Below are 11565 nucleotides of genomic sequence, written 5' to 3' on the forward strand. Positions count from 1 at the left end.
GAGGACTTGCCTTGCTCAAATCTCGAACGATGCCATGGATACTTGCGCTCGGTGCGGTGATCGCCTGCAGCGCCCAGGCCAGGGAGTACCGCTACAGCGACGCTCATCTGCACTATGTCGACTTCTTCCAGGAAAGCGCCGGGATGGATGAGTTGCTGGAGAAGATGGCGGAGAACAACGTCGATCATGTGATGTTCTCCGGCATTCCGGTGGCCAAGAAGTGGGACGAAGACGAGCCCAAGCGCCCACGCTATTACGCGGGGGACGATGCCAATGCCTACTGGTACAGCGCGACCGATGTCTTCATCGCCGCTGCCTACAAGCGCCTGCCGGCCGAGCAGCGTAAGCGCTTCCATCCGTTTCTTTCCGGCTTCAACCCCAATGACAAGAACGCCGATGCCCATATCCGCCGCATGCTCGAGCTGGACCCCGGCTTGTGGCAGGGCATCGGTGAGGTCTTCACCCGGCATGACGATCTCACCGCGCTGATCCATGGCAGTGCGCCGCGCGCCAACAACGAGGCGCTGGCACGGGTGTTTCACCTGGCAGCCGAATACGACCTGCCGGTGATGCTGCATTCGAACATCACCTCCAAGCGCGAGCGTGAGCCGATCTACCTGGAGGAAATCGAGGCGCCGCTGCGTAACCACCCGCATGTGCGTTTCATCTGGGCGCATGCCGGTACCAGCGCCGAGATTCATCGCCACCAGGAAAAGCTCGACTTCCTGATGGATACGGTCGAGCGCATGCTGGGCCAGTACCCGAACCTGTACATCGACCTGTCCTGGACCATGCTGCGGCCCTATCTGCTGGATGAGAACGGCAAACCCGACGAGAAATGGGTGCATCTGGTCAGCAGCTATCCGGAGCGCTTCATGCTTGGCTCCGACGTGGTTGGGCGCTTCGGTAACCTGGGCGAGTACATGAAGGGCTTCGATCCCTTCCTCGATGCACTGCCCGAGGACGTCGCGCACAAGGTCGCGCGTGACAATTTCCTTTCCATTTTGCCGCGACGCGTGCAGGCCGAGCTGGATCGTTAGCGGCGCAGTCTTGCGGGGGCGGCGCGCCGCAGGACGTGATGGCCTTCGAAGTCACCGAGCGCCGCAGTGGTGCCCGGCGACCACAGGCTCGCCGGGCAGCGTTTAACGGTTGATCAGAGCAGAATGGTCGCCCAGGTCAGGGCGATCATCAGCAGCGCAACCATCTGCGCCGCGCTGCCCATGTCCTTGGCCTGCTTGGATAGCGGGTGCAGGTTCAGCGAGATGCGGTCGACGGCTGCCTCGATGGCGGAGTTGAGCAGCTCCACCACCAGTGCCAGCAGCGGCACTATTACCAGCAACGCACGTTCTGCGCGGCTGACATCGACCAGCCCGGCCAGCGGCAGCAGTAGCAGATTCAGCCAGACCAGTTGACGAAAGGCCGCTTCGCCCTGATAAGCCGCGCGCAGCCCGGCCAGCGAGTAGCCGTTGGCGTCAAGGATGCGTGCCAGGCCGCGGCGCCCCTTGAAGGACAGAGCGTCCAGATCGTAGCTGTCGTTCATGGTTGCAACCCACCCCTGGGATCGTTCAGGGCCTGCTGGTAGGCCTGGCGCAGGTAACTCAGGTCCGCGTCGGGCATGGTTCCGCGATGTCGGTCCAACTGGTCCAGGTCGCGCCGCGAGGCGCTGGCGGCACGCCAGCGTCGCCGGCTTTTCTCCAGATCCAGCAGGGCGATCTCCACATCGCCATCGCTACGGGCTTTGACGAACAGGTGCTTGGCATAGCAGCAGCCGTGTTGCCAGCCGCCCAGGTGCAGGCGTGCCAGGGTCGCGGCCAGGCGTTGCAACATAGCCTGGTTGAGCTGTGGCGTTCGGGGCTCGCTGTACCAGTGCTCCAGGCTGACGAAGCCTGGCAATGCTTCGGTGACCAGCAACGCCTGCCAGCGACCGGCCTGTTTGCGCGCTGAGCAGTAAACGATGTTCGGTGTGCGAATGCCGAGGCGGGCGAAGGCGCGATAGGCCTGCAGCTCACGCAGAATGGTAGGCCTGCCCAAAGGGTGGCGTAGCGAGCGACAGGTGTGCCCGCTCTGGCGTTTGCAGTAAAGCAGCGGCCTGCTGCTATCCCAGTGTTGCAACAGACGCACGCCGCTTTCGCCGCCGCGCCGCTGGTTGGCTGGCTCGACCCATTCGCCAGGGCTGTGCCACCAGCGATCGAACTCGGTAGAGGGCAGGGCGGCCAGCGCTTGTTCGCTGAGGACTCCCATGTCAGGCCACCTTGCGCAGCACGTAGGTGCGCCACATGGCGTAGCCGGGCAGGAAGTCCAGGTGGCCGAGTATGGCGAAGCCTGCCTGGCGGAACTCATCCTCCAGCGTCTTGCGAGGAACGACGAAGCGGTTCTGATTCTGCTCTGCACGGCCCTGAGCGGCGCGCCGGGCCTCCAGGCGCCGACGTTTCCAGGCCTTGTAGTTGCCGTCGACCCACAGCGAGACGATCACCGTGTCGCGGCTGACTCGATGGAACTCGCGAAGGATGGCCAGACGGTGCTCGGCCGACTCGATGTGATGAAGCAGGCGAATGCAGAAGATGCAGTCCACTGCATTGGCACTCAGGTCGATAGCGAAGGCCGAGGTGCGCAGACTGTTGACCCTCGCCACCACCTCGGGTGCCTGCGCGGCACGCGCGGTGGCAAGCATGTCGGCAGAGTTGTCGGCGGCCAAGATCACCCGGTTCGGCTGTTCGCAAAGCATCGGCCAGAAGCGGCCGGCGCCGCAGGGCAGGTCGAGTACCAGGTTCGGCTGACCGGCCAGCTGCAATGCACGACGCGCTACCTGTACATCGCGCCAGTGCGACATGCGCCGGGACAAACCGTCCTGATGTTTGTGCAGGTATTGCTGGGCGTGGTCGAAATCGTACTTGCGGGAAAAATCCAGTTCGATGGGGCTGGGCTTGGGCATGACGAACGTCCCTTGATGGAGATGTTCGCCACCTTAGGGAGTCGCGCATCAAGGTCCCGTCAAAGGGACGTGAAAATTTCGTCAAGCGCCATTGTTGAGCGTCACGCGAAAGCGTGTATGGCCCGGCTCACTCTCCAGGTTGACCTGCCAGCCCTGTTTGGCGCAGATGCGCTTGACCAGCGACAGGCCAAGGCCGAGGCCCTCGCCGCGGGCCTGGACGCCGCGTACGAAAGGCTGGAAGATCCGCTCGTGCTGCTCGGCAGGAATGCCGGCACCACTGTCCTCGATGCGAAAGGCGCCGGACTCGAGAATCAGGCGCACCTCGCCGCGCTCGGTGTAGTGCAGGGCATTGCGCAGCAGATTGGCCATCACCGTGGCGAGAAAGGTCGCGTTGTAGCGCCCGTCATCCTGGCCTTCCTCAATCAGCTGGAAATCCAGCCCCTTCTCCTTCATCAGTGCGCCCCAGCGGCTGGCTTGTTCATTGGCGATGGCGGCCAGGCTGCGGTCGCCAACGAATGCCGCTTCGTTGCTCTTGTCCCGCGCCAGCTGCAGGAAGGTCTGTACCAGCTCACGCATCTCTTCGCTGGCGCGGGCAATACGTGCCACCTGTTCCTTCTCGCGCGGGCTCAACGGCGCCTCATTCAACAGCTCGCAGGATGTAGCGATGACCATCAGCGGTGTGCGCAGTTCATGGCTGACGTCGCTGGTGAACAGGCGTTCGCGCTCCAGTGACTGGCGCACCTGGCCCAGGGTGCTGTCGAAGGCGGCGGCCAACTGGCCGACTTCATCATTGGGGTAATCCGGTGCCAGCGGTGGTGCCAGCGGATGCAGCTGATCACGGTGACGCACCTGCTGCGCCAGGCGGCTGATAGGCGCCATCACCTTGCGCGCCATGATCAGGCCCAGACCCCAGGCGGCGATCACGGTCAGCAGGAAACCCGCCAGCACTACATTGAACAGCGCATTTTCGCGGGCTTCGAACTCCTGCTGCTCCTGCACCAGCAGGTAGCTCTCGCCGTTGATCTGCTGTACGTAAACGTAATACGCCTCGTCGCCACTGACGACCTCGTTGAAACCTTCCTGCAGGCCCTCGTATTCGGGCGGGATCGTATAGTCGGGGTAATTGGACGAGAAAAAGCGGGTGCTGGAATCCAGGCGCGGCGGGCGTCCCTGGCGAATGTCCTCGTTCAGTGTTTCGCCCAGCTCGCGACTCATCTCCTGGGAAACCAGGTGTTCCTCGATAAAATGCACCACGCCGACGATGCTCAGCGAGAACAGCCCGCTGACCACGGCTGTCATCAGGATGAAGGCGATCAGGATGCGCCGCTCGAACGGCTGCCTAGACAGCATCGGCGCTCTCCGCCAGGCGATAACCGACACCGTGAATGGTGTGCAGCAGCGGCGTGGGGAAGGGTTTGTCGAGCACCTGGCGTAACTGGTGGACATGGCTGCGCAGGCTGTCGCTGTCCGGGCAGTCGTCGCCCCACAGCGCTTCTTCCAGCGCCTCACGGCGCACCACCGCCGGGCTGCGCTGCATGAGAATGGCCAGCAGCTTGAGGCCCAGCGGGTTGAGTTTGAGCGCTTGGCCGGCGCGGCTGACGTGCAGGGTGTCGAGGTCGTAGTTGAGGTCGGCGACCTGCAGCTGGCGTTTGCGGCTGCCGCGGCTGCGGCGCAGGATCGCCTCGATACGCGCCACCAGTTCGGACAGGGCGAAGGGCTTGATCAGGTAATCGTCGGCACCGGCATTGAGTCCTTTCAGGCGATCATCCAGGGCATCTCGCGCAGTGAGCATCAGGATCGGTACTTCGCTGCGACCATCCTCGCGCAAGCGCTTGCATACCTGATAGCCGTCGATGCCCGGCAGCATGATGTCCAGCACGATCAAATCGTAATGACCGCTGCTGGCCAAGTGCAGGCCGCTCAGGCCGTCCTGTGCGCAATCGACGGAAAAGCCCTTGAGCTGCAGGTAGTCGAGCACGTTGGCGAGAATATCTCGGTTGTCTTCGATGACCAGAATGCGCATCGCGAGTAATTCCTGGGTTTGACGATTTTTTCACACGGCTTTGACGAGAGGCTCACGGCTCGCCTCGCAGACTGCGGCTCGTTCATCCTACAAGGATCATACGATGCCACGGCTTCATTACGCGCAACTTCGTTATCTGTCGATCATTCTGCTTGCCTGGCTGGCAGTGTTTTTTCTCACCCGCAGCGTATTGCTGCTCGGGCACCTGGGCGATGCGGGCGTGACGCTGCCGGGGCTGCTTGGCCTGTATGGCGTCGGCCTGGTCTATGACCTCAGCTTCCTGGTGTACGCCGCGCTGCCGCTGACCCTGTACCTGCTGCTCTGTCCGGCCTGGTTATGGCGCCGTCGCTGGCATCAGCGCCTGCTGGTCGCCCTGGTGGCCGTCAGCCTGTTCGCGATGTTCTTCACCGCGGTAGCCGAATGGCTGTTCTGGGACGAATTCGGCGTACGTTTCAACTTCATCGCCGTGGACTACCTCGTCTACTCCAAGGAGGTGGTGGACAACATCCTTGAGTCCTATCCGATCTATCCCTTGCTGGCCCTGCTGGCGGTCCTGGCCATAGGCCTGACGCTGGCGCTGCGACGACCGCTGCGGGCCGCGCTGGAGGCACCGCGCCTGCCCGCGCTGCAGGCTGCCTGCACGCTGGTCATGCTGGCGTTGCTGGCCGGCCTGTGCAGTGGCTTGGTCGGGCAGGACGCGCCACGCGGTTTGGGTGGCAATACCTACCAGCGCGAGCTGGCGAGCAACGGGCCGTACCAGTTCTTCGCCGCATTCCGTAACAACGAGCTGGATTACCAGCAGTTCTACGCCACCTTGCCAGAACAGACGGTGGCCGCTCAGTTGCGTGCCGAAGTGGTCGAGCCTAATGCCCGTTTCATCGGCAACGATCCGCAGGACATCCGCCGGCTGATCGACAACCCCGGCTCGCCGCGCAAGCTCAATGTGGTGCTGGTGACCATCGAGAGCCTGAGTGCCAAGTATCTGGGCAGTTTCGGCGACACCCGCGGGCTGACCCCGAACCTTGACGAGCTGCGCAAGCAGGCCCTGATTTTCACCAACTTCTACGCCACCGGCACGCGCACCGACCGCGGCCTTGAAGCGCTGACCCTGTCGGTGCCGCCGACGCCGGGGCGCTCCATCGTCAAGCGCATCGGCCGTGAGTCCGGTTACGCCAGCCTGGGCCAGCAACTGAGCGCTCAGGGCTACGACAGCGTCTTCGTCTACGGCGGCCGCGGCTATTTCGACAATATGAACGCCTTCTTCGGCGGCAACGGTTATCGCGTCGTCGACCAGAGCAGCGTCGACGAGGCCGAGATGAGCTTCCAGAACGCATGGGGCATGGCCGACGAGGACCTCTATCGCCAGGCGATCAAGGTGGCCGATGCCGATCACGCCGCCGGCAAGCCGTTCCTCCTGCAACTGATGACCACCTCCAACCACCGTCCCTACACCTACCCGGATGGGCGCATCGACATTGCCTCCGGCGAGGGGCGCGAAGGGGCAGTGAAGTACACCGATTACGCCATCGGCCAGTTCCTCGCCGAGGCGCGCAGCAAGCCCTGGTTCGATCAGACGCTATTCGTCTTCGTCGCCGACCATACCGCCGGTAGCGCCGGGCGTGAGGATCTGCCGGTGGCCAACTACCACATCCCGCTGTTCATCTACGCCCCGAAATACGTCAAACCGGCCGAATACGCCGACGTCGCCAGCCAGATCGACGTGGCGCCGACGCTGCTCGGCCTGCTCAATCTGGATTACGTCTCCACCTTCTTCGGCCGCAACCTGTTACGTGCTGATCATCCCGCAGGCCGCGCGCTGCTGGGCAACTACCAGCATCTTGGACTGTTCGACGGCAAGGACCTGGCGATCCTCAGCCCGCGCCGGGGCATGCGCCGCCATGACGACGCCTTGGGGCTGAGTCATGAGTCGCGCAGCGATGGCGACGATCCGCTGCTGCGTCGTGACATCGCGTACTACCAGGGTGCCAGTCATGCCTTCGGTAAACACCTGATGGCCTGGCATCCAGACGCCCAATCCAGCCAGCAACTCAGCGCGCGCTAAGGAGTGGAAATGTCGTCCCGTTATTTCGACTTTCGCGTGGCGCTCGGTATACCGGTACTGCTGATGGCGCTGCTGCTGGCGTTCGATCCCAGCCCGGTGGATTTCGCCCTGACGCGGCTGTTCTACGAACCCGGACTGGGTTTCATCGGGCGTAGCAGCTTCTGGCTCGAGGACATCCTGCATGACCGCGCCAAGCAGGCGCTGATCCTGCTCGGTGCGCTGGCTATCGCAGGCTTTGTGCTCAGCCTGCTGCCGACGCGGCTGCGCGTCTGGCGTCGTCAGCTCGGTTACCTGGTGCTGGCACTGGGGCTGTCGACTTCCCTGGTCACCCCGCTGAAAACCCTGACCGGCATGCACTGCCCCTGGAGCCTGAGCGAGTTCGGCGGCCAGGAGCAATTCACTCCGCTGCTGGCCGAGCGCGCGCCGACCGCCAATCCCGGCCGCTGCTGGCCGGGCGGCCATGCCTCGGCAGGGTTCTCGCTGCTGGCACTGTTCTTCGTCCTGCGTGACCGCAGGCCGCGGATGGCACGTACTGCGCTGCTGGTGGCGCTGGGGCTCGGCTCGCTGTTCTCCCTGGGGCGCATGCTGCAAGGGGCGCACTTTCTCTCGCACAACCTGTGGACGCTGCTGATCGATTGGACCATCTGCGTGCTGACCTACCGCTGGCTGCTCTATCGCGCACCTGCCGAACAGCCATCGCGCAACTCGCTGGAATGGAGAGAAACCTGCCGATGAACAGATTCCTACCGGGGCTGCGTCTGGCGTTGGCCACGCTGGTATTTTTCGGTGCGCTGCTGGCGCTGCCCTTGAGCAGGGCCTGGGCGGCCACCACTGCGCCAGTGCCGGCGCAAACCGTGCGTCCGGCCAACTGGGCGCAGCCGCTGGACAGCCACATCAACCTCTATCGCATGGCGCCGAATCTCTATCGCAGCGCCTTGCCCAGTGCCAGGGATTGGCCTGAGCTGCAGGCGCTGGGCATCGCCACGGTGATCAACTTCTATCAGCGCGGCGATGAGCAGTGGCTGAAGGATCCCAAGGTTGTTCAGGTGCATCTGCCGCTGCGTACCGACCGCATCGACGATACCGACGTCATCGAAGTGCTACGTAGCATTCGCCAGGCGCAGGGCCGTGGCCGGGTGCTGATTCACTGCAAGCACGGACAGAATCGTACGGGGCTTATCGCCGCAATGTACCGGGTGATCTACCAGCACTGGAGCAAGGAACAGGCACTGGCGGAAATGCGCGGCGGCGGCTTTGGCGGTGAGTCGCGCATGGATGATGCCGAGCATTACCTGCGCCACGCCGATATCCCGGCGTTGCGCTCGGCACTGGCCAGCGGCGCGTGCAGCACCAGCCGGTGGGCAATGTGCGTATTCAGCGAGCGCTTGCTGGGCATGATCGAGAGGGCGTGAACCAATGAAACTTCCGTGTCTTGCGCTTGGCGGCCTGTTTCTCCTGGCTATTAGCGGCTGCCAGAGCCTGCGTGAGCAGATGCTGGCGGCCAGTTATCCGCCAGCTTTCGTCGATGGTTTCGAAGCCGGCTGCAGCAGCGGTCGCTCGGCGGCGGGCCCGCTCGGCCAGTTCGCCAAGAATGTGCCGCGGTACCGGTACGAACCTTTGTACGCACAGGGCTGGGACGATGGATTTCATCAGTGCGAAAACGCGCAACGCATCGACGACTGGGAGCAGCGCCGAGAGGATCACTGGCGCGACCAGGAATGGCGTCGGCATGTCGATCAAGCGATGGCGAAGGCCTTGCGTCGGTAAATTCTCTTTTTTTCGTGATCAAGTGCACGGAAATGTCGCCGATAAAAAAGAGGGGCAAGCACCGTCCTATCTGATTCTCCGCCAGGTATGGCTGAGGATGACTCAATATTTGCGTGCAATGGGAGTTTCACAACATGTCGCTGCGGAATCTATCAATCGCCCCTCGCTCCGGGCTCGGTTTTGGTCTGGTCGCCTTATTCATGGTGCTGATGGGGGCGTGGGTACTACTGACGCTGGACAACATCAAGAAGCAATCGCAGGAAGTCGAGAAGAACTGGGTGCCCAGCATCATGGCGCTGAACGATCTGTCTCAGACGGTCCTGCGCGTGCGTGCCCTGACCCTGCGCATACTGGTCGAACGCGATACGCAAAAGGCCGAGCAGGGGATTGCGCGCGCCAATGGGATGCTCGATCACGCCAGCAGCGTGCGTGAGCGTTACGAAGCCTTGATCAGCTCTCAGGAAGAGCGGCAGGTCTTTCAGCGATTCCTGGATGCAGAAAAGAACTACCTGGCAGAGCGCGCCGAGATTCTGCGCTTGGCTCAGGGCGGTAACTTCGATGCTGCCACGGCCAGGTTCGCTACCGACGTGTTGAGTCGGCATGCCGACGCTCTGGCTGCTGCATTGACCGAACTCGCTACGCTCAACGACAGCGGGGTCAGCAGCGCGGTAGCAAACATCGCTGCGGCCAATGACAATGCGCGTTACGGGGTCATCCTGGCGGTCGTACTGGCCGCTATCGCGACCGTGATCCTCGCAATGCTGCTGACACGCAGTATCGTCGCGCCGCTGAAACAGGCGGTCGAAGCTGCAGAAATCGTCGCTTCGGGTGATCTGACCCAGAATTTCCAGATCGAGGGCAAGGACGAGCCAGCACGTCTGCTCGCTGCCCTGAGAACCATGCAGCAAAGCCTGCGCACCACCATCCAGAGCATTGCCGATTCGTCCAACCAATTGGCCTCGGCTTCCGAAGAACTGCATGCGGTGACCGAGGATTCGACCCGCGGGCTGCATCAGCAGAACACCGAGATCGAGCAGGCGGCTACGGCGGTCAACGAGATGACCGCGGCAGTCGAGGAAGTGGCGCGTAATGCGGTAAGCACCTCCGAGGCGTCGCGTGAATCGAACGTCACTGCGCAGCAAGGACGCGAGCAGGTGCGCCAGACCGTCGACTCGATTGGCCAGCTGGCCGCCGATGTCACCACCACGTCGGGAGAGGTGGAACAGCTGGCGCAGCGCGTGCACGAAATCAGCAAGGTGCTCGACGTGATTCGTTCGATTGCCGAGCAAACCAACCTGCTGGCGCTCAACGCCGCCATCGAGGCGGCCCGTGCTGGCGATGCCGGGCGCGGCTTCGCCGTGGTCGCGGACGAAGTACGCGCGCTGGCGCATCGCACCCAGCAGTCGACCCAGGAGATCGAGCAGATGATCGGCGGTATTCAGAGCGGTACGGATCGCGCCGTCAACGCCATGCAGAGCAGCAATGGCCGCGCCCGTTCGACGCTGGAAGTGGCCCAGGCCGCAGGCGTCGCGCTGGAGCAGATCACCCAGGCGATTTCCTCGATCAACGAACGCAACCTGGTGATCGCCAGCGCATCCGAGGAGCAGGCACAGGTGGCGCGCGAGGTGGACCGCAACCTGGTGAATATCCGCGACCTGTCGATGCAGACTTCCGCTGGTGCCAATCAGACCAGCGCAGCGAGCCAGGAGCTGTCGCGCCTGGCAGTCGACCTCAATAACCTGGTGGCGCGCTTCAAGGTCTGAGGCGCGGGACAAACGAAAACGGCGCCCGAAGGCGCCGTTTCTTTACCGCAGCAGCAATTACTTGCCGGCCCAGCGCTTGAGCACGAGGGTGGCGTTGGTGCCACCAAAGCCGAAGCTGTTGCTCATCACGGTATCGAGCTTGGCGTTCTCGACGGTCTTGAGCTGGATCGGCAGGTCGGCCACTTCCGGGTCGAGCTCGTCGATGTTGGCCGAGCCGGCGATGAAGTTGCCTTCCATCATCAGCATGCAGTAGATCGCTTCCTGCACGCCGGCAGCGCCGAGGCTGTGACCGGACAGGCTCTTGGTCGAGCTGATGGCCGGGGCCTTGTCGCCGAACACTTCACGTACGCCACGAATTTCGGCGACATCGCCGACCGGAGTGGAGGTGCCGTGGGTGTTCAGGTAGTCGATTGGCGTGTCGACGGTGGCCAGGGCCTGCTGCATGCAGCGGATGGCACCTTCGCCGCTCGGGGCGACCATGTCGTAGCCGTCGCTGGTAGCGCCGTAGCCGACGATTTCCGCGTAGATCTTGGCGCCACGGGCCAGGGCGTGTTCCAGCTCCTCGACCACGACCATGCCGCCGCCGCCGGCGATGACGAAACCGTCACGCTTGGCGTCGTAGGCGCGCGAGGCCTTTTCCGGGGTTTCGTTGTACTGGGTGGAGAGGGCGCCCATGGCGTCGAACAGGCAGCTCTGGCTCCAGTGTTCCTCTTCACCGCCACCGGCGAAGACCACGTCCTGCTTGCCCAGCTGGATCTGCTCCATGGCCTGGCCGATGCAGTGTGCGCTGGTGGCACAGGCCGAGGAGATGGAGAAGTTGACGCCCTTGATCTTGAACGGGGTGGCCAGGCACGCCGATACGGTGCTGCCCATGGTGCGGGTCACGCGGTACGGACCGACGCGCTTGACGCCTTTCTCGCGCAGAGTGTCGATGGCTTCCATCTGGTTGACGGTGGAAGCGCCACCGGAACCGGCGATCAGGCCGGTGCGCGGGTTGGAGATCTGCTCTTCGCTGAGT

At 63.3% G+C, this 11565-nt stretch carries 12 protein-coding genes; 6 read left to right on the top strand and 6 right to left on the bottom strand.

What is annotated here, in order from left to right; translation table 11 throughout:
* The first annotated feature begins 29 nt into the window (after positions 1 to 29).
* Positions 30 to 1040: an amidohydrolase family protein gene (locus tag B3P22_RS20095; protein WP_296272314.1), complete on the top strand. Its 1011-nt coding sequence runs from the start codon at positions 30 to 32 to the stop codon at positions 1038 to 1040.
* A 113-nt stretch (positions 1041 to 1153) separates the two neighbouring features.
* Here B3P22_RS20095 and B3P22_RS20100 read toward each other — a convergent pair whose 3' ends face one another.
* From B3P22_RS20100 to B3P22_RS20120, 5 genes are all read right to left on the bottom strand, one after another.
* Positions 1154 to 1540: a diacylglycerol kinase gene (locus B3P22_RS20100; protein ID WP_296272304.1), complete on the bottom strand. Its 387-nt coding sequence runs from the start codon at positions 1538 to 1540 to the stop codon at positions 1154 to 1156.
* Complete coding sequence (locus B3P22_RS20105; protein ID WP_296272305.1) at positions 1537 to 2241, bottom strand: lipopolysaccharide kinase InaA family protein; 705 nt, start codon at positions 2239 to 2241, stop codon at positions 1537 to 1539. Before B3P22_RS20105 ends, B3P22_RS20100 begins: the two co-directional genes overlap by 4 nt.
* A gap of 1 nt (position 2242) precedes the next feature.
* A complete protein-coding gene (locus B3P22_RS20110; protein WP_296272306.1) occupies positions 2243 to 2932 on the bottom strand; it encodes a class I SAM-dependent methyltransferase in 690 nt (229 codons plus the stop codon).
* A gap of 81 nt (positions 2933 to 3013) precedes the next feature.
* Positions 3014 to 4282 carry a sensor histidine kinase gene (locus B3P22_RS20115; RefSeq protein ID WP_296272307.1) on the bottom strand — a complete coding sequence of 423 codons (1269 nt, stop codon included), beginning with the start codon at positions 4280 to 4282 and terminating at the stop codon, positions 3014 to 3016.
* Positions 4272 to 4955: a response regulator transcription factor gene (locus tag B3P22_RS20120; RefSeq protein WP_279533420.1), complete on the bottom strand. Its 684-nt coding sequence runs from the start codon at positions 4953 to 4955 to the stop codon at positions 4272 to 4274. Before B3P22_RS20120 ends, B3P22_RS20115 begins: the two co-directional genes overlap by 11 nt.
* Positions 4956 to 5058: 103 nt before the next feature.
* Here B3P22_RS20120 and B3P22_RS20125 point away from each other — a divergent pair, with 103 nt between their 5' ends.
* The 5 genes from B3P22_RS20125 (at position 5059) to B3P22_RS20145 (ending at position 10547) form a co-directional block, all read left to right on the top strand.
* Positions 5059 to 7017 carry an LTA synthase family protein gene (locus B3P22_RS20125; protein ID WP_296272308.1) on the top strand — a complete coding sequence of 653 codons (1959 nt, stop codon included), beginning with the start codon at positions 5059 to 5061 and terminating at the stop codon, positions 7015 to 7017.
* Positions 7018 to 7026: 9 nt separating this feature from the next.
* Positions 7027 to 7752 (top strand): phosphatase PAP2 family protein, encoded by a 726-nt coding sequence (locus B3P22_RS20130; protein WP_296272309.1) that lies wholly within the window; start codon positions 7027 to 7029, stop codon positions 7750 to 7752.
* Positions 7749 to 8429: a dual specificity protein phosphatase family protein gene (locus B3P22_RS20135; protein ID WP_296272310.1), complete on the top strand. Its 681-nt coding sequence runs from the start codon at positions 7749 to 7751 to the stop codon at positions 8427 to 8429. Before B3P22_RS20130 ends, B3P22_RS20135 begins: the two co-directional genes overlap by 4 nt.
* 4 nt (positions 8430 to 8433) lie before the next feature.
* Positions 8434 to 8784: a hypothetical protein gene (locus tag B3P22_RS20140; protein ID WP_296272311.1), complete on the top strand. Its 351-nt coding sequence runs from the start codon at positions 8434 to 8436 to the stop codon at positions 8782 to 8784.
* 200 nt (positions 8785 to 8984) lie between these two features.
* Positions 8985 to 10547, top strand: coding sequence for a methyl-accepting chemotaxis protein (locus tag B3P22_RS20145; RefSeq protein ID WP_419096449.1), 1563 nt, complete (start codon positions 8985 to 8987; stop codon positions 10545 to 10547).
* 57 nt (positions 10548 to 10604) lie between these two features.
* Here B3P22_RS20145 and B3P22_RS20150 read toward each other — a convergent pair.
* The coding region (locus B3P22_RS20150; protein WP_296272313.1) for a beta-ketoacyl synthase N-terminal-like domain-containing protein at positions 10605 to 11565 on the bottom strand (961 nt) is incomplete at its 5' end.

Origin of the sequence: Pseudomonas sp. UBA6323 (assembly GCF_002439135.1) — a bacterium.
In the GTDB taxonomy this organism is placed as follows: Bacteria; Pseudomonadota; Gammaproteobacteria; order Pseudomonadales; family Pseudomonadaceae; genus Aquipseudomonas.

Excerpts from the sequence above, each read along its gene's own strand:
- B3P22_RS20095 (WP_296272314.1), top strand. The coding sequence starts at position 30 with ATGCCATGGATACTTGCGCTCGGTGCGGTGATCGCCTGCAGCGCCCAG.
- B3P22_RS20100 (WP_296272304.1), bottom strand. The coding sequence starts at position 1,540 with ATGAACGACAGCTACGATCTGGACGCTCTGTCCTTCAAGGGGCGCCGC.
- B3P22_RS20105 (WP_296272305.1), bottom strand. The coding sequence starts at position 2,241 with ATGGGAGTCCTCAGCGAACAAGCGCTGGCCGCCCTGCCCTCTACCGAG.
- B3P22_RS20110 (WP_296272306.1), bottom strand. The coding sequence starts at position 2,932 with ATGCCCAAGCCCAGCCCCATCGAACTGGATTTTTCCCGCAAGTACGAT.
- B3P22_RS20115 (WP_296272307.1), bottom strand. The coding sequence starts at position 4,282 with ATGCTGTCTAGGCAGCCGTTCGAGCGGCGCATCCTGATCGCCTTCATC.
- B3P22_RS20120 (WP_279533420.1), bottom strand. The coding sequence starts at position 4,955 with ATGCGCATTCTGGTCATCGAAGACAACCGAGATATTCTCGCCAACGTG.
- B3P22_RS20125 (WP_296272308.1), top strand. The coding sequence starts at position 5,059 with ATGCCACGGCTTCATTACGCGCAACTTCGTTATCTGTCGATCATTCTG.
- B3P22_RS20130 (WP_296272309.1), top strand. The coding sequence starts at position 7,027 with ATGTCGTCCCGTTATTTCGACTTTCGCGTGGCGCTCGGTATACCGGTA.
- B3P22_RS20135 (WP_296272310.1), top strand. The coding sequence starts at position 7,749 with ATGAACAGATTCCTACCGGGGCTGCGTCTGGCGTTGGCCACGCTGGTA.
- B3P22_RS20140 (WP_296272311.1), top strand. The coding sequence starts at position 8,434 with ATGAAACTTCCGTGTCTTGCGCTTGGCGGCCTGTTTCTCCTGGCTATT.
- B3P22_RS20145 (WP_419096449.1), top strand. The coding sequence starts at position 8,985 with ATGGTGCTGATGGGGGCGTGGGTACTACTGACGCTGGACAACATCAAG.